This is a genomic window from Paenochrobactrum glaciei, assembly GCF_039522165.1.
Lineage (GTDB): Bacteria > Pseudomonadota > Alphaproteobacteria > Rhizobiales > Rhizobiaceae > Paenochrobactrum > Paenochrobactrum glaciei.
The window spans coordinates 118,253-135,770 of record NZ_BAAADE010000003.1 but is presented as its reverse complement, the minus strand read 5'-3'; the positions used below and the strand labels follow the sequence as shown (position 1 = coordinate 135,770).

The following is a 17,518-nucleotide window of genomic DNA, read 5'->3' as shown; positions in this document are numbered from 1 at the left end:
GGGAATAAACATGCTTGGTCCTTCCGCGCATATTGATGATTTTTCGCGAAAAAATTTGCCGCCATTTCAGGAATGGCCTGAGTTGCACACGTACAACTTTCAATATCCAGACTATCTAAACGCTGCCGTCGAACTAACTGATGCGATGGTTGCCAAGGGCTTTGGCGATAAAACCGCACTGATCGGGAATGGCCGTCGTCGTACTTACAAAGAATTATCCGACTGGACCAACCGTCTGGCACATGTGCTGGTTGAAGACTACGGCATTGTACCGGGTAATCGCGTGCTGATCCGCTCAGCCAACAACCCTGCGATGGTCGCCTGTTGGTTGGCCGCCACCAAAGCTGGCGCTGTGGTCATTAATACTATGCCGATGCTACGCACCGGTGAACTGACAAAAATTGTCGATAAGGCTCAAGTCAGCCTTGCGCTCTGTGATAACCGTTTGCTGGATGATATGTTGGCGTGTGCTGAAGACAGCATTTATCTCAAACGCGTTGTCGCTTTCGATGGTACCGCCAATCATGAAGCCGAGCTTGATTATGCAGCGCTCGATAAACCGGTGCAATTTGAGGCGGTAAAAACCGGCCGTGACGATGTCGCTTTGCTTGGTTTCACATCCGGAACGACCGGTGAACCAAAGGCGACCATGCATTTTCATCGTGACCTGCTGATGATTGCCGATGGTTATGCCAAAGAAGTGCTTAATGTGCAGCCGGAAGACATTTTTGTCGGCTCCCCTCCTCTCGCCTTTACATTCGGCCTTGGTGGTTTGGCGGTATTTCCTCTTCGTTTTGGTGCAACGGCCGCCTTGCTGGAGCAAGCAAGCCCGCCCAATATGATCAAACTCATTGAAACTTATAAAGCAACAATCAGCTTTACCGCACCAACAGCCTATAGGGTAATGTTGCAGGCGATGGAAGATGGCGCTGATCTTTCTTCCCTGCGTGTGGCGGTGGCTGCCGGTGAAACATTGCCAGCGCCAATATATGATGCATGGATTAAAGCGACAGGCAAACCATTACTTGATGGCATTGGCGCAACAGAAATGCTCCATATTTTCATCAGCAACCGCTTGGAAGATTCAGGCCCCGGAAGTACCGGCAAACCAGTAAGCGGCTACGAAGCAAAAATCGTTGATGACAATATGCAGGAAGTTCCGCGGAATACGGTCGGGCGTCTGGCTGTGCGCGGGCCAACCGGCTGCCGCTACCTTGCCGACAATCGTCAGCAAGATTATGTGCGTGATGGCTGGAACTTAACCGGCGATGCTTTTTATCAAGACGATAACGGCTATTTTCATTTTGCAGCGCGAAATGATGATATGATTATCTCAGCCGGATATAATATTGCCGGCCCTGAGGTTGAAGCCGCCCTCCTCGCGCATCCCGATGTGAGTGAATGTGCTGTCATTGGTGCCGAGGATGAAGAACGCGGCCAACGTGTGCAAGCTTATATTGTCTTGCAGAAAGGCGCTATACAGTCGGACGAAATGATCAAGCGCTTACAAGACCATGTCAAACAGGTGATCGCGCCTTATAAATATCCTCGCAGAATTCTGTTTGTTGAAGCTTTGCCAAAAACGCCAACAGGCAAAATTCAGCGCTATCTTTTAAAAACCATGCACCATTAACATATCACTCAGGGAGTTGTACGCGTACAACTCCTTTTTCTTTTGTTGTACGTGTACAACCGAACTATGCATCACATTGTAAATAAAACATGCATTATAATATGCGCTAAAAATGCTGAATATCTTTAGCAGCGCTGATAGCGCCAGATTAACCATTCTCGCACCGCTCAAACTCAGCCCGCCAGCAAAACTAAGCCGTTTATAAAAAACGTTGTAACTGCTTGATTCTTGTAAGATAACAAGGCATCTTGCTTTTACCGCAGCTGTTGTATGGCGTTAAAAGAGCTGATATCACTATGGTAACTAATCTCTTAATGAGCGATTGCTCTCTGATTAGAATCGGGTCATAATAATCAGCGCTTATATTAGTCCATTTCGGAAAAAAGCGCTGATCAACGAGGTGGGTATGTCTATCAACAATGAAACAGAACGTCCGGTTGGCGAAAGTCTGCGTTCTTTGATTGCTGCTGATGCTGCGGAATTATCGCGGCAGCTACAAGCGCATCAGTTGAGAACATTTCCGCCGACAGCCCAAAAAAGCATCCGTTTATTTACACCACATGAAGCCGCAGAATTTATCGGCATTCATGAGGGTTATTTGCGTCAGATCGTTGCTGAAGGTCACGGGCCTGAGCCATTGCCAAATGGCCGCCGTATGTATTCGATTCACGACATCGAAGAACTTCGCACAATCTTAGATGAAGGATCAGGCAAGAACTCGCCGAAATATATCCGTCATCGTCGCGAAGGCGAAAAACTACAAATCATCTCGGTAATGAACTTTAAAGGCGGCAGTGCAAAAACGACCAGCACCGCGCATCTTGCCCAATATCTGGCTTTGCGCGGTTACCGCGTACTTGCCATTGATCTTGATCCGCAAGCCAGCCTTTCCGCAATGTTCGGGCATCAGCCTGAAATTGATGTAGATCACAATGAAACGATCTATGCGGCTATCCGTTATGATAAACATCGTCGTCACATCACCGAAATCGTTCGTTCCACATATACGCCTGGATTGCATATCATTCCGGGTAATCTGGAACTGATGGAATTTGAACATGAAACGCCAAAGGTTCTGGCTGATCGTCAACAGGAGACAATGTTCTTCTCCCGTATTGGCGAATGTCTGGCTGAGATTGAAAGCGTTTATGATGTGATCGTTATCGACTGTCCGCCACAGCTGGGCTTTTTGACCCTGTCTGCTTTGTGTGCTGCGACTTCGGTTTTGATCACTGTTCATCCGCAAATGCTTGACGTGATGTCCATGTCGCAGTTTTTGCATATGACGTCTGATCTTCTCAATGTTGTTGAGAGAGCAGGGGGCAATACTGAATATGACTGGATGCGTTATCTGATTACGCGTTTTGAGCCTAATGATGGACCGCAAAGCCAAATGGCTGGCTTTATGCGTTCTATCTTCGGTAATCGCGTGCTTGAGAATGCGATGGTTAAATCCACCGCTATTTCCGACGCCGGTCTGACGAAGCAAACTCTTTATGAAGTTGACCGTGCACAATTTACGCGTGGCACTTATGACCGCGCGCTTGAATCTCTGACACTTGTTAACGGCGAAATTGAAGAAATGATCCGTAAAACATGGGGGCGCAAGTAATCCATGGCACGTAAAAACCTGTTTGATATCAAGGTTACTCCGCCAACTGAAGCCAATGAGCCAGTTGACCAGAGAACACGTCCGTTAGGCCGTCCTTTGATGGGGCTTGGTGAAAACATTAAGCCATCAAGCCCTGTTGGTGCGATTTCACAATCATTGGAAAATATGAATGTGCGCGCCAATCGTGCAGACGAAATTGAAAAACAGCTTGCCGAAGGTCAAACCATCGTCGAGCTGGATCCTGAATTTCTGGAAAGTTCATTTGTCGTCGACCGTTTAGGCGTTGAGCTTGAAGATCAGCAAGCTTTGATTGATCAGATCAAAGAACATGGTCAGCAAGTGCCTATTTTGGTGCGTCCACATCCTGAAAAGCCTGGCTTTTATCAGGTTGCTTATGGTCATCGCCGTTTAGCCGCGATCAAAACCATTGGCGGCAAGATTAAAGCTGTTGTACGCGATCTAAGCGATGAACAGCTGGTTGTCAGTCAGGGGCAAGAAAACAATGCCCGTACTGATCTAAGCTTCATTGAGCGTTGTTTCTTTGGATGGCAGCTGGAACAGCGCGGTTTCTCGCGTGATGTTATCATGTCATCGCTTGGTGTTGATAAAGCGGCACTTTCCCGCATGATTTCGTTGGTTGAGCGCCTTCCGGCCGAGTTTATCAAGGCTATTGGTGCAGCTCCTTCCTTTGGTCGTCAAAGATGGGCTGAGCTTGCTGATCTTTTGGATGAAAAACCGCGCTTTTCAAAGGCAAAACTGCTGATTGAACAACCGGATTTCGTTCTTTTGCGCAGTGATGATCGCTTCATCAAGCTTTATGAGACTTTGAAAGCCAAAACACCGTCGGAAAAACTCACCCGTGTGTGGACTGCTCCGACAGGTGTAAAACCGCTTAAAATTACTGAAACGAATTCAAAGATAACTTTTGTCTTCGATCGTAAGGCTGCGGATGATTTTGCCAGCTTTGTTGAAGAGCGTATGGATGCGCTTTTTGATGAGTATCGTGCGCGTAAAACGTCAGATTAACTGGAGACATTAAACAGCAAAAGAAAAAGGCCCCCTTAACGTCGCCGTCGTGGAAGCCCTTCTCGTGTGTGGTAACTTGAGAATCGCATTTCCCCGAATCACTGTCAAGCTTTTTGAGCGTCATTTTGGCGGCATGATTTCTTTTGCCTGATTTTAGGTGAGGAAAACATGGATTCCAATCTTGTATCGACACCGTTTGGTGCTCGACCGATGTCGTTTGCTCTTTTTTCTACACAAAAGCAAACACACCGAATCACTGAAAATACATCCGTCGATAAGTGGAAACTCTATCGCTGGCTATGTGAAGGTAAGTCATTATTCAAAGTAGGGGATCGTACCCTTGCTGTACTCAATGCTTTATTGTCATTTTATCCGTCCAATATGTTGAGCACGGACAACAGCCTCATTGTATTTCCATCCAACCGTCAATTGTCACTGCGTGCCCATGGCATGGCAGATGCTACTTTGCGTCGTCATTTAGCTTGCCTGTTAGAAGCTGGTCTGATCACTCGTAAAGATAGTCCAAACGGTAAGCGTTATGCTCATAAAGATAAACAGGGTGAAATTGCCAGTGCTTATGGTTTCTCGCTTGCTCCTCTGCTTGCACGCGCTGCAGAAATTGAAGAGGGTGCTCAATATGTCCGTGCACAACAATCAGCCAACAGACTGATGCGTGAGCGTTTGACATTGCATCGTCGTGACATCGCTAAACTCATCGAAATGGCAACCGAAACCGGCGTTACAGCGCCATGGGGAGCAATCTACAACAAATTCCGCGATATTATCGCTACTATTCCACGTCGTGCAGAAACAAGCGCTTTAGAGCTGATTGTAAATCAAATGCAGGATTTGCGTCATGAAATCGATAATGCGTTGAATTCTTTAGAAAAAGTACAAATTTTGAGCGCCAATGAAGCCCAAACTGAGCGGCAGCATAATAGTTCAGACTCTGAATCTATAATAAAATTTGAAACAACAGAGCAAAATGCTGAAAAGCACACTGCAACGGATAAATCAGTATCAGAACTAAAAACTCAGACCTATCCGCTTGAATTAGTTCTTCGTGCTTGTCCAGATCTGCAAGCTTATGCAGGTGGAGAGATAAGGCTATGGAAGGATTTCATAGCTGTTACATCACAAATTCGTGGCTATTTAGGCATTAGTCCGTCAGCCTATCAGCAAGCAGTCAGCGTTCATGGCCAGCAAAATGCCGCGATTATCATTGCTTGTATGTTGCAGCGCTTGGATCAAATTCAATCTGCTGGTGGCTATTTACGTAATTTAACCGATAAAGCTTCTCATCAAGCCTTTTCTGTTGGTCCAATGCTGATGAGTCTATTGAGAAGTGAAATCCATAAAAGCCATATGAATTAAGCTATTTAAAGCTCTTGAAGACGAATAAATCAACATCAGTTGTTCGTGTGCAACTGGTGAACCTATTGATTTTACATCTTTCTTGCTGATGCATAGAGATTTTTAGGCGAGAAAATACCGGTTTGCGAAAACTGCTCCTGAACATAGCGTGCAAAGATTTGCACGGCAGGGCGGGTATTGTGACGCTTCAAGGTCAGGCAGGTAACATCTGCTGTTGGCAAGGCTTCTTCAATCGCCAAAACCACCGTGCGGCTACCGTCATAAGCATAGCTTGTGCCTGGAATAGCATTATGAATTGTATATCCGTGACCATGGCCAACAAGCCCACGGATTAGTTCGTATGAGCTGGAGCGATAAATAATTTTCGGTTCAATCTGACAGCTATGAAAAAGGCGTAAGAAATAATCGCGCGAAAGTGGCAGATCCAGCAAGATCAGTGGCTCATATTGAAACTCATAAATGCTGACTTTATCACGATAAGCAAGCGGATGATTTTCAGAGACAACAATATAAGGTGGCAGACTGGTTAGCGGGCTGGAGTGAATTTCATCGGGCAGGGCATAGGTATAGGCAATGGCAATTTCAATTTCACCGGCCAGCAGACCTTGCGTTAATTCTTGCTGATTACCTTCTTCCATCCTGACATTAATACCCGGATAACGCTTGCTGAAATCTGCTAACAACCCCGGCATAAAACGTGTCGCAAGAGTCAAAAAACAACCCACAGTGATCTCACCAGCCAATTCATGGGACAGGCTTTGCGTGCTTAAATTAAAGTCATAAGCGTGTTTTAGAAGCTGTCGCGCTTCATTGACAAATTTACGTCCAGCCACGGTTAAAGAAATACCTTTGGCGTGATGGCGTAAAAATATCTCCATTCCGATTTGTTGTTCAGCTTGCGAAATGGCCGCTGAAATAGAGGGCTGCGAAACATTCAGATGTTTAGCCGCATCTGTAATGCTGAGCGCATCGGCAGCGGTGACAATATATTGAAGGGTTCGCAAAGAAAGCAGCATCGCTCACTCGATCTTATGATTGTTGAGTTGGCAGCAGTGAAGCCTATAATTTCTGATGATGAAAGTGAAATTTTGCATAGAAAAAAACTATGCAAAAGAAAGTTTAAAAATATTTTACAAATGCAATGATCTGTTTCATGATGAATGGGTGGTCTGAAATGGAAGCAATTGAAGGTAAACCCGTTCAGATCGCCATATAAAGAATAAAAACAGGGAACGGCTTGGTTATAAGCCTAAAAATAAAACTAACATACTGTTTTAATACACTTTTTTAGATCGATTTTATAATCGATCTTGATATTTCGGGGAGGAAATATAAGTGTCGCAGTCATTATTGAAGCGTTTGACGCCTTATCTTGTTACATTGGGTTTAAGTGTTACAGCCTATGCAGCACATGCACAGGAAAAACTGATTTTGGGCAATGAAGGGGCTTATCCTCCTTTTAGCATGGTGGATGCCAGCGGAACGCTGACAGGTGTTGAGCCGGAACTAGCTCGTGAAATGTGCAAGCGCATGAATGTCGAATGTGAGTTCGTCGTCATGGACTTTAAAGCACTCATTCCGGCGATCTTGCAAAAGAAGCTTGATTTAGTCGCCAGCCAAACCAAACCACTGCCGGAAAGAGTTGATAAGGTCTTATTTGGCCGCCCGATCCTCTTTAATCCGGATAGCTATGTTATTCCGAAAGACAAAGATTATCAATTTACCAAAGAGGGGCTGAAGGGGCTTAAAATCGGCTTACAGCGTGGCTCTGCGCAAGCAAAATATGTGCAGGAAACATTTGGCGATGCCGTTGAAATTGTTTCTTTCGACAATCCGGATCAAATCCGCCTTGACCTTGCCAGCGGCCGTCTTGATTTAAGCCTGGGGCCGAAAATCAGCTGGACCAATGAATTTTTGAGCAAGCCTGAAGGCGAGAACTGGAAATTTGCCGGCGGTGATCTGTGGACCGGCGGGGGAGAGAAGGGCTCAAGCTGGCTGGCGCGTAAAGACAGTCAGGAACTTTTGGATCGCGTCAATGCAACGCTTGATGAAATCATCAAGGATTGCACCTTTACTGAAATCCGCAAAAAATTCATGCCGGTTGAATTGCTGCCCGAAGAGGCCGCATGCCGCAAAGGCTAAGCCCTGACGCAACCATGTTAAAGACGGTGATCATTTTAGCCTCCCAAGGCATTCTTTCCTGCCGTCTTTAACACCTCTCATCCCATGCAACTGATGATGGCCTGAAAAGGATTGCTTTATGCAGATTTTAGGTTTCAGCCAGCAAATGCTCACCGGCGCGATGGTTTCGCTGCAAGTGGCTGTTTGTGCGTTCATTATGGCGCTGACGATTGGTGCTGTGGCTTCCGTACTTACTTTGAAGCCAAAAACCGTTTTTGGTGCATTCTGGATTGTCTATGCGTCTATTTTTACCGGCGTGCCTTCGCTGCTGGTGGCGTTTTTCTTCTATTATGCAGGCTCCGACATTATTGCCGGCATTACGGGGTTGTTTGGTGCAGAAAAGCGCATTGATCTGACACCTTTTATTGCTGCGATTTTAGCGCTTGGCATGGTTTACGGGGCTTATATTGCTGATTTATTGCGCTCAGCTATTCGTAATGTGCCGAAAGGCCAATTTGAAGCAGCAAGCGTTTTGCAGGTAAAAAAGCGCTTCTTTGTGCCTTTGATCATTGTGCCGCAAGTTATCCGCATTGCACTGCCTGCCCTTACCAATATGTGGATTGTGGTGCTCAAAGATACGGCATTGATTTCGTTGATCGGGCTTAAAGAGATTATGGCCTATGCCAAGCTTGCCTCCGGTGTCACGAAAGAGCCCTTTGTCTTTTACCTGATTGCGTCACTGTTTTTCCTGCTGATGACCAGCCTGACCTATTATGTTTCCAAACATTTGCAAAGCTGGTCAGATCGCGGTGCAGCCGTTTACGGGAAGGATTAAGCATCATGCATTTTGATCCCGTTCTTGCCTGGAACAGCCTGCCTTTCCTGTTGACCGCGACGGCACGCACATTGTCGGTGCTGATACCTGTGCTGATTTTAGGCGCGATATTAGCGGTTTATCTGGCGGTTATCCGCGTTGAAAACCGAAAAGGCTCAGGTTTTATCGCTGTTTATGTCAATTTTTTTCGCGGCGTGCCAAGCCTTGTCGTGCTTTATATGATCTATAGCGGTCTGCCGCAGTTTTCGATCATCCGTGATACATGGCTTTGGACGATTTTTTCGCAAGCCTATCTCTGTGCCTTAATGGGGCTAACATTAACCCATTCGGCCTATATGACGGAAATTGTACGTGGTGGTCTGGCTGTTATTCCTAAAGGTCTGACCGAAGCCTCAGCCGTGCTGGGATTAACAGAACGCCAGACATTCTTTCGTTTGCGATTACCGATGGCCATTCGTTATTCTCTGCGTGCTTATCAGAATGAAATTCTGATCATGATTAAAAGTACGGCCGCCTTAAGTGCGATTACCATTGTGGATCTCACAGCCGCTGCCAATTCGATTTTCGATTACACCTATGACCCGTTCACGCCCTTGCTGACGGCGGCTGCGATCTACTGGTGCTTAACCAATATCGTGCGGTTTTTATTCAGCACCGTGGATAAAAATCTTAATCGCCATCTCATCGCACACATCAACACCTGATGCAGGAGATCGACATGCAACATATTAAATCCGAGGAGTTCAGCATGCAGCGATCAACCGATGATCATGATTTTGCAGTTGAACTGGCTGGAAAAACACCGCTCAACCAGTCCGTTGCCATCGCAATGCGTGATGTGAACAAATATTATGGCTCATTTCATGCGCTGAAAAATGTCTCTTTGAATATTAAATCCGGCGATATTGTCGTGTTGTGCGGGCCGTCTGGCTCAGGAAAATCCACGCTGATCCGCACGGTCAATTATCTGGAAAAGCATAATTCCGGTTCAATTACGGTGAATGGCATAGAGCTGAAACATGATGCAAAGTCAGTGCAGGCGGTGCGTTCGCAATTGGGCATGGTGTTTCAAAGCTTTAATTTGTTTCCGCATTTAACGGTTCTGCAAAATTGCACATTTGCGCTGCGCTTGGCACAAAAAATGCCGAAAAATCAGGCACATGAACTGGCGATGGAAAAGCTGGCAGAGGTTAATATAACGGCGCAGGCCAATAAATATCCGGCAGCTCTTTCAGGCGGACAACAGCAGCGCGTGGCCATTGCCCGTGCATTATGCCTGAAACCACCCATTTTACTGTTTGATGAACCAACCTCGGCGCTTGATCCGGAATCTGTTGGTTCTGTTTTGAAGATCATGGAGCAACTGGCTGAAACCGGTATCACGATGGTTTGCGTGACCCATGAATTGGGCTTTGCCCGCAGTGTGGCGGATCATTGTGTGTTTATGGAAAATGGCGAGATTGTCGAACAAGCGCCGGCAGCACAGTTTTTTGCCAATCCGGAAAGTGCGCGTTTGCAGCATTTCTTGGCGCAGATCATCCATTAGAGAATAAAAACCGGTGAAGATTGCTGATGACCGGTCAAAATTTGCAAGTTTATGGGAGTGGGCTTTGATGAATATGAACCCGAAAATGTCTGAAAACATCCGTTTTATGCCGGATGGTGACGGCTATAAGGCCAGAATTGGTCTGATTTATATGGCTTCCAGCATTGTTATGGATGCAGAAATGGCTGCTATGGCTGCAGAAGGGGTTTCAACCCATACAACCCGCATCAAACTGCCGAAAGTAACCGTTGAAGGTATTGAGGCGATGATGAATGCACCGGAATTAGAGCAGGCGGCGCGTCTGCTGGCCTCAGCGCCGATTGATGTTTTGTGTTTTGGCGGCACAAGTGCCTCGTTTTTGCATGGCACAGCCTATGATCACGGGCTGATTGCCAAGATGAAAACATGGGCGCCGGGCATTAAAATCACCACGGCTTCAACTGCAACCCTTGCGGCTTTAAAGGCGGTGAATGCGGGGCCGGTAGCACTGGCCACCCCTTATGTAGATGAAGTACATGCCCGCGCGATCCGCTTTCTGGAGGAAAACGGCCATCAGGTGGTTTCAAGCAAAAACTTGCGCATTGATACCGATCAGGCCTTGGCAGAAGTGCCGTTGGAAGAGGTTTATCGTTTGGTGCGTGCTGTTGATCATGATGATGCGACGGCAATTTTTATCAGCTGCACCAATTTTCGAAGTGTGGGAGCGATTGAAGCGCTTGAAACAGCGCTTGGAAAACCGGTTGTGTCGGCCATTCAGGCCTCATTTTGGCATAGTTGCGGCTTGGTCACTGAAGGAGGCTGCAAGCCTGGCTATGGTTCATTGATGAGCAAGCCTGTTGTGACCGTCTAAAATTTTCGAAAATTTCAATTTTTATCAATGTCTCACATGCACGTGCGACATAACGATGATGCTTACTTTGAAGGTGAGTTATGATGGCCAATGCTGAATGTCTGAACGAAAGCGCAACCGGTACACAGGAAAAAATCGGTGCTTTATTGTTTTACAGTGAGTTTGACAGTCCGGATGAATGGAAAGATGTGATCAAGGCGGAGTTGCCGGAACTTGATTTTCGCGTTTATCCGGATGTCGGCGATCCTTCAGATGTTAAATATATTCTGGCATGGAAGCCCTATGACGGCTTTTTCAATGAATTCAGCAATTTGTCGCTGGTAATTAATCTGGGCGCTGGTGTGGATGCCTTATTGCAGCGCACAGATCTGCCGCAAGTGCCGATTGCGCGTTTGTCCGACAGTGGAATGGTGCAGCTGATGAAAAGCTATGTGCTTTTTGCCGTTCTGCGCTATGCGCGTGATATTCCAAGCTTTGAGGCGGCAAAACGGGCAAAAAGCTGGACTTATATTCATCCAAGGCCGCTTCACCGCATTAAAGTGGGTGTCATTGGTCTTGGTCAGCTTGGCAGCTCTGTGGCTGCTGCCTTAAGCGCACTAAGCTTTGATGTGCGTGGATGGGACGCTTACCCTAAAACCATCGAAGGCGTGAAGGTTTACGGTGCGGATGAGTTTACGCAGTTTGGTCAGGATTTGGATATTTGCGTGAATATGTTGCCTTTAACACCGCAAACAACCGGCCTGCTGGGCGAAGAGTTTTTCAACAATTTGCCGTCGGGTTGTCATTTCATCAATGCGTCCCGCGGGGCTGTGGTTGATGAAAAATCATTATTGGCAGCCCTTGAAAGCGGCCATATTGCAGGCGCTACATTAGACGCGTTTTGTGTTGAGCCATTGCCTGATGATCACCCGTTTTGGGCAATGGAAAATGTACTGATAACACCGCATCTGGCCAGCATAACCGTGCCTGAAACGGCTGCACTGGATGTAGTGGAAAATATTCGCCGTATCAATCGCGGTGAAATGCCGAAACATCAGATTAGCTTCGCCAAAGGTTACTAATCTGATTGTTTCCTGATTTTTCTCGATGATCCTCAATAAAAAACGCCCCCGCCTCAATGTTGGATTGAAACATTGAAGCGGGGGCGTTTTGTGAATGATTATCGTATTTTAAGCTTTTTGCTTGGCCGTATTAACCTGCTTTAAAGCCTGTTTAATGCCGACCCATAAACCGATGCGGATAACAAAAAGGCTGATGAGAAACAAAATAGCAGCCACTGCTGCCATCAGCATTGGGCCTTCACGCTGAATTTCACGCAGCAAACGCTCGTCAGCCGCGACACCCAACAGGCCGAAAACTCCATAGAAAATCATGGTAATGATTGAGCAGAGCAAAGTGATTGTCCAGACACGAGCGCCAGTTGGTGTAGTCTGCTCGCGTATGACCCAGTTGCGTGCCATGGTCATTGAAGCGGCTGCGGTGATGACAATGCCGATGGCTGCCATTTGGAGCGCGAAAAAATATTCAATGACAAGATAAACGGCGGCCATAAGCGCAAAAATAACCGCGTAAATTCCAACGAGAAAAACCGTGGATGCAGGGCGGATTTCGGAAGACATGAATACCTCAGTATTAAATTTCAATCAAAGACCATCAATTTTATCTGTTTGTTCTGGTCTTTGGACAAAGGGTTTATTGGAGTTTATAAATAGTGCTTGGGAGCATTTATGTGTTTTTACTTCACTCAATGAGCAAGTCTGATCGCTGCTGTCATGATGTTCGTTACCAATTTAGTGGATTGACCAGACTGATGGACTGATGCATGGTTTTGAACTGAGCATCAAGATGTTACCGCGTAAGAATATGTAGCAGTCAGATACATATTTTGTATCTGTAATGGAAAATCATGGAGTTAAATGTTTTTTCATTTGCGGAACGAAAGTTCGAAATATAATAATTTCTATTATATAATTATACTAAAAATAGTCTTGCGATTAATTGTATTTAATTTTTATTAAGTCATTATTATTGTTAAATATTTTTTAGATTTATGACGTAATTGTAAATTGTGATTTCGTAGTTTCATCGTCTATTAGTATAATTGCCTATTGTTTTTTCGCTTTTTTTCGTATGAATTCGTATAGCTTTCGTAATGAGGAGATAAGGAAGCAGTCAGTGTTCGTGTAATCCGGCCAGTGACTCATATTGATTGGTGTTGTTCACGTGCATGAATGTGGCTCTTGCCTAGAGCTTTTAGTGATCGCCAACTGACCTTTTGGAGGGAAGATATGCATACCCGATTGATGACAACGACAATTCTCACCGGACTTCTGGGACTTGCACTGACCGCACCCGTCCTGGCGCAGACCGAATTGGCATGGTGGCACGCAATGGCCGGTGCCAACAACGAAGTGGTCAACGAGCTTTCAAAAGAATTTAACGAAAGCCAGAGCGAATATAAGGTCGTTCCGGTTTATAAAGGTAGCTACCCAGAGGCATTGAATGCCGGTATTGCTGCATTCCGCGCCAAGCAGCCGCCAGCAATTTTGCAGGTTTTTGATGCTGGTAGCGGTGTGATGATGGCTGCTGAAGGTGCTGTGATGCCTGTGGCCGATGCTCTTGAAAAAGGCGGTTATAAATTCGATAAATCCGCTTATCTCTCTGGCATTACGGCTTATTATTCGAAGCCTGACGGCACTATGCTGTCCTTCCCGTATAACTCGTCTTCGCCGGTGCTTTATTATAATAAAGACGCTTTCACCAAGGCTGGCCTTGATGCAGAAAACCCGCCAAAAACCTGGCCGGAAGTTTTTGAAGCCGCGAGAAAAATCAAATCGAGCGGTGCAGCTGAATGTGGTTTCACTTCCACATGGCTGACATGGATTCAGACCGAAAACTTTGCTGCATGGAACAATGTTTCTTATGGCAGCAATGAAAACGGCCTCGGCGGCAATGATGTGAAGCTTGCTTTCAACAAAGAGCCGTTTGTCAGCCATTTCCAGTCAATCGCTGATCTGGCTAAAGAAGGCGCATTCCGTTATGGCGGCCGCACCTCGGAAGCAAAAAACCTCTTCCTTTCCGGCGAATGCGCGATCATGACTGAATCATCAGGTGGTTTGGGTGATGTGATCAAGTCCGGTATTAATTATGGTATCGGTCAGCTGCCTTACTATGAAGGTAAGGGCCCGCAGAACACCATTCCGGGCGGAGCAAGTCTTTGGGTTTTTGCTGGTTTGGATGACAACCAGTACAAGGGCGTTGCCGAGTTCTTTAACTTCCTGTCTCAAACCAAAATTCAGCAGAAACTGCATGAAGTTTCCGGCTATCTGCCTGTGACTATGGAAGCCTACAAGGCAACCAAGGATTCCGGCTTCTATGACAAGAACCCGGGCCGTGAAACACCGATCTTGCAGATGATGGGTCGTGAGCCAACCGAAAACTCTAAAGGTGTTCGTCTTGTTAACCTGCCACAGGTTCGTGACATCATGAACGAAGAGTTTGAAGCCATGCTCGCCGGCAATCAGGATGCGCAGACCGCTTTGGATAAAGCCGTCAAGCGTGGTGATGCAGCAATTGCGGAAGCAATTCGCTAATATGCTTCATCTCTGAGCTTCTGCCGCCTGTTTTAAAAACCGGCGGCAGTCTTGTTTAAAGGAGAGACCGTGCAGAAAGTTACCTTTCCCAATAAGGTTCTGCCTTATGTGCTGGTGGCACCACAAATTATTTTAACCGTTATTTTCTTTTTCTGGCCAGCCAGTCAGGCGATTTACCAGTCGCTGATGCGCGAGGATCCTTTTGGGTTGCGCAGCACTTTTGTCGGGCTTGCCAATTTTCAGCTGGTGCTTTCTGATCCGAACTATCTGCACTCCTTTAAAATAACGATTGTTTTCAATGTGCTGACAACTTTGTTGGCGATGGGCGTTGCATTGTTGCTGGCAACAGCCGTTGATAAAGTGGTGAAAGGGCAAACTTTCTACCGCACCTTGCTGATCTGGCCTTATGCTGTAGCGCCTGCGGTTGCCGGTATGTTGTGGCTGTTTATGTTTAATCCGGCCATGGGAACACTTGCTTATTTGCTGCGTAAAAACGGCATTTACTGGGATCCGCTGTTGAACGGTGATCAGGCAATGGGGCTGATTGTGGTTGCAGCTGCATGGAAACAGATCAGCTATAATTTCTTGTTCTTTGTTGCCGGTCTTCAGGCTATTCCGAAATCTTTGATTGAAGCTGCTGCGATTGACGGGGCGAGGGGCGCGCGCCGTTTCTGGACAATTGTCTTCCCGCTTCTGGCGCCGACAACCTTCTTCCTGATGGTGGTCAATATTGTTTATGCCTTCTTCGACACTTTCGGCATCATCCATTCGGTTACCGGCGGCGGGCCTGCCAAAGCCACTGAAACGCTGGTTTATAAGGTTTATAATGATGGTTTCGTCAATTTGAGCCTTGGGACATCAGCAGCGCAATCGGTGATTTTGATGGTGATCGTGATCGCTCTGACCGCAATTCAATTCCGCTTCATTGAGAAGCGCGTGCACTATTCTTAAAGGAGGGCGGTTGTTATGATTGAAAAACGTCCGCTATCCAGCCTGATCGGGCATTTCATCCTGATCCTCGGGATTATCATTGTTGCTTTTCCGATTTATTATACTTTCATCGCATCATCGATGAGCTCCATTGAAATCATCCGCGCACCTATGTCGTTGCTGCCGGGCGATCACTTGGTGGAAAACTATAAATCGGCCATTTTCGGCGGTGTCGAGCGCGTTGTCGGCGTCAGTCTTGAACGCCTGTTGTGGAACACATTTGTCGTGTCGATGATCATTGCCGTCGGTAAAATTATCGTCTCATTCTTGTCGGCTTTTGCGATTGTCTTCTTCCGGTTCCGCTTCCGTATGGTGTTTTTCTGGATGATTTTTGTCACGCTGATGCTGCCGGTGGAAGTGCGCATTTTGCCGACCTATAAGGTGATTGTTGATCTCGGTATGATTGATACTTATGCCGGTTTGACATTGCCATTGATTGCGTCTGCGACGGCGACATTCCTGTTCCGCCAGTTTTTCCTGACCATTCCGGGCGAATTGGTGGAGGCCGCACGTATTGATAATGCCGGACCTTGGCGTTTCATGCGCGATATTTTGCTGCCGCTTTCAAAAACAAATATCGCAGCGCTTTTTGTCATCCTGTTTATCTATGGCTGGACGCAATATTTGTGGCCGTTGCTTGTTACCAATGATGCCAAAATGAACACAATCATTATCGGTTTGCGACGTATGGTCGATTTTGCCGATGCTTCCACACCATGGAATTACGTCATGGTTACAGCAATTCTGGCGATCCTGCCGCCCATCCTCGTGGTGGTGCTGATGCAGCGTTGGTTCGTCAAAGGTCTGGTTGAAACGGAAAAATAATGAGTAAAATTATTCTCGATAATGTTCGCAAATCCTATGATGGCAAAAATGACGTTATCAAAGGCGTTTCACTGACCATTGATGATGGCGAGTTTCTGGTGCTGGTCGGGCCTTCGGGCTGCGGAAAATCCACCCTTTTGCGCATGATTGCAGGGCTGGAAAGCATCACGGACGGAACGATTTCCATCAGCGACCGTGTGGTGAATGATATTGAGCCGTCCGAGCGCGATATTGCCATGGTGTTCCAGAATTATGCGCTTTATCCGCATATGACGGTGCGTGAAAATCTGGCTTATGGCCTTAAAAACCGTAAAACGCCGAAAGCCGAAATTGACCGTCGCATCGAGGCAGCGGCAAAATCGCTGGAAATTTATGATTTCCTTGATCGTAAACCACGTCAGCTTTCCGGCGGTCAGCGCCAACGTGTGGCGATGGGGCGGGCGATCGTGCGTGAACCGGCAGCGTTTTTGTTTGATGAGCCGCTTTCCAATCTGGACGCCAAATTGCGCGTGCAGATGCGTGTGGAAATCAAGCGCCTGCAACGCTCGCTTGCCACGACAAGCGTTTATGTGACCCATGACCAGATGGAAGCAATGACCCTTGCCGACAGGCTGGTGGTGCTCAATGGCGGGCGCATCGAGCAGGTTGGCACGCCGATTGAACTTTATGAAAAACCGGCAACCACTTTTGTTGCAACCTTTATCGGCTCGCCTTCAATGAATTTGCTGGCGCTCGATCAGGTCGGCAACAGCAATTACAGCCTCAATTTAAACGCTAATGAAGCGCTGCTGCGTGACATTCACACGATTGGCGTGCGCCCTGAAGATGTGGTTGTGGTAGAAGACCATGCTCAGCCGGCCTTTAAAACGCAAGTTCATGTTGATGCAATCGAATTGGTGGGGGCGGAAAGCTATATTCACAGCCATCTGAATGATGATGTGAGCTTTATTTTCCGCGTTGCCGGACGCAGCCGCATGAAAGTGGGTGATATGATCCATATTGGTGCGGAAGCGGAAAATATCCATCTTTTTGACCGCGATGGTCGGCGGATAAATCTTTAAATTCAATGACTAAGCCTGTCTGCTATTATGACAGGCTTTAAGGTAATAAGAC

General features: G+C 46.7%; 16 protein-coding genes. 14 read left to right on the top strand and 2 right to left on the bottom strand.

Annotation, left to right across the window (positions count from 1 at the left end; translation table 11 throughout):
- The first annotated feature begins 10 nt into the window (after window positions 1-10).
- The 4 genes from ABDZ76_RS10200 to repC all read left to right on the top strand — a co-directional run bounded on the left by ABDZ76_RS10200 (window position 11) and on the right by repC (window position 5,645).
- Window positions 11-1,633 carry an AMP-binding protein gene (locus ABDZ76_RS10200; protein WP_343805045.1) on the top strand — a complete coding sequence of 541 codons (1,623 nt, stop codon included), beginning with the start codon at window positions 11-13 and terminating at the stop codon, window positions 1,631-1,633.
- Window positions 1,634-2,039: 406 nt separating this feature from the next.
- A complete protein-coding gene (gene repA / locus ABDZ76_RS10195; protein WP_343805043.1) occupies window positions 2,040-3,245 on the top strand; it encodes a plasmid partitioning protein RepA in 1,206 nt (401 codons plus the stop codon).
- 3 nt (window positions 3,246-3,248) lie between these two features.
- Window positions 3,249-4,271 carry a plasmid partitioning protein RepB gene (gene repB / locus ABDZ76_RS10190; protein WP_343805041.1) on the top strand — a complete coding sequence of 341 codons (1,023 nt, stop codon included), beginning with the start codon at window positions 3,249-3,251 and terminating at the stop codon, window positions 4,269-4,271.
- A 168-nt stretch (window positions 4,272-4,439) separates the two neighbouring features.
- On the top strand, window positions 4,440-5,645 hold the full coding sequence (gene repC, locus ABDZ76_RS10185) for a plasmid replication protein RepC (RefSeq protein ID WP_343805039.1): 1,206 nt from the start codon (window positions 4,440-4,442) through the stop codon (window positions 5,643-5,645).
- 71 nt (window positions 5,646-5,716) lie between these two features.
- Here repC and ABDZ76_RS10180 read toward each other — a convergent pair whose 3' ends face one another.
- Window positions 5,717-6,661 (bottom strand): LysR substrate-binding domain-containing protein, encoded by a 945-nt coding sequence (locus ABDZ76_RS10180; RefSeq protein ID WP_343805037.1) that lies wholly within the window; start codon window positions 6,659-6,661, stop codon window positions 5,717-5,719.
- A 319-nt stretch (window positions 6,662-6,980) separates the two neighbouring features.
- On the opposite strand from ABDZ76_RS10180, the gene ABDZ76_RS10175 reads away from it, so the two are divergent.
- The 6 genes from ABDZ76_RS10175 to ABDZ76_RS10150 all read left to right on the top strand — a co-directional run bounded on the left by ABDZ76_RS10175 (window position 6,981) and on the right by ABDZ76_RS10150 (window position 12,058).
- Window positions 6,981-7,787: a transporter substrate-binding domain-containing protein gene (locus ABDZ76_RS10175; RefSeq protein WP_343805035.1), complete on the top strand. Its 807-nt coding sequence runs from the start codon at window positions 6,981-6,983 to the stop codon at window positions 7,785-7,787.
- A 118-nt stretch (window positions 7,788-7,905) separates the two neighbouring features.
- On the top strand, window positions 7,906-8,601 hold the full coding sequence (locus ABDZ76_RS10170) for an ABC transporter permease subunit (RefSeq protein WP_343805032.1): 696 nt from the start codon (window positions 7,906-7,908) through the stop codon (window positions 8,599-8,601).
- A 5-nt stretch (window positions 8,602-8,606) separates the two neighbouring features.
- Window positions 8,607-9,305 carry an ABC transporter permease gene (locus ABDZ76_RS10165; RefSeq protein ID WP_343805030.1) on the top strand — a complete coding sequence of 233 codons (699 nt, stop codon included), beginning with the start codon at window positions 8,607-8,609 and terminating at the stop codon, window positions 9,303-9,305.
- Window positions 9,306-9,349: 44 nt separating this feature from the next.
- Window positions 9,350-10,147: an amino acid ABC transporter ATP-binding protein gene (locus ABDZ76_RS10160; RefSeq protein WP_343805028.1), complete on the top strand. Its 798-nt coding sequence runs from the start codon at window positions 9,350-9,352 to the stop codon at window positions 10,145-10,147.
- 67 nt (window positions 10,148-10,214) lie between these two features.
- A complete protein-coding gene (locus tag ABDZ76_RS10155) occupies window positions 10,215-10,997 on the top strand; it encodes a maleate cis-trans isomerase family protein (RefSeq protein WP_343805026.1) in 783 nt (260 codons plus the stop codon).
- 80 nt (window positions 10,998-11,077) lie between these two features.
- Window positions 11,078-12,058 carry a 2-hydroxyacid dehydrogenase gene (locus tag ABDZ76_RS10150; RefSeq protein ID WP_343805024.1) on the top strand — a complete coding sequence of 327 codons (981 nt, stop codon included), beginning with the start codon at window positions 11,078-11,080 and terminating at the stop codon, window positions 12,056-12,058.
- 108 nt (window positions 12,059-12,166) lie between these two features.
- Here the strand turns inward: ABDZ76_RS10150 and ABDZ76_RS10145 are convergent, their stop codons facing one another.
- The gene (locus ABDZ76_RS10145) at window positions 12,167-12,616 is read right to left on the bottom strand and encodes an ABZJ_00895 family protein (protein WP_343805022.1); all 450 of its coding nucleotides are present in this window, start codon (window positions 12,614-12,616) and stop codon (window positions 12,167-12,169) included.
- Between the two features lie 669 nt (window positions 12,617-13,285).
- On the opposite strand from ABDZ76_RS10145, the gene ugpB reads away from it, so the two are divergent.
- The 4 genes from ugpB (at window position 13,286) to ABDZ76_RS10125 (ending at window position 17,466) form a co-directional block, all read left to right on the top strand.
- Window positions 13,286-14,590, top strand: coding sequence for a sn-glycerol-3-phosphate ABC transporter substrate-binding protein UgpB (gene ugpB, locus ABDZ76_RS10140; protein ID WP_343805020.1), 1,305 nt, complete (start codon window positions 13,286-13,288; stop codon window positions 14,588-14,590).
- A 69-nt stretch (window positions 14,591-14,659) separates the two neighbouring features.
- Entirely contained in the window at window positions 14,660-15,541 is an 882-nt protein-coding gene (gene ugpA / locus ABDZ76_RS10135; RefSeq protein WP_343805018.1) for a sn-glycerol-3-phosphate ABC transporter permease UgpA, read from the top strand.
- Between the two features lie 15 nt (window positions 15,542-15,556).
- Entirely contained in the window at window positions 15,557-16,405 is an 849-nt protein-coding gene (ugpE, locus tag ABDZ76_RS10130; RefSeq protein ID WP_343805016.1) for a sn-glycerol-3-phosphate ABC transporter permease UgpE, read from the top strand.
- On the top strand, window positions 16,405-17,466 hold the full coding sequence (locus ABDZ76_RS10125) for a sn-glycerol-3-phosphate import ATP-binding protein UgpC (protein WP_343805014.1): 1,062 nt from the start codon (window positions 16,405-16,407) through the stop codon (window positions 17,464-17,466). Before ugpE ends, ABDZ76_RS10125 begins: the two co-directional genes overlap by 1 nt.
- Window positions 17,467-17,518: the final 52 nt, after the last annotated feature.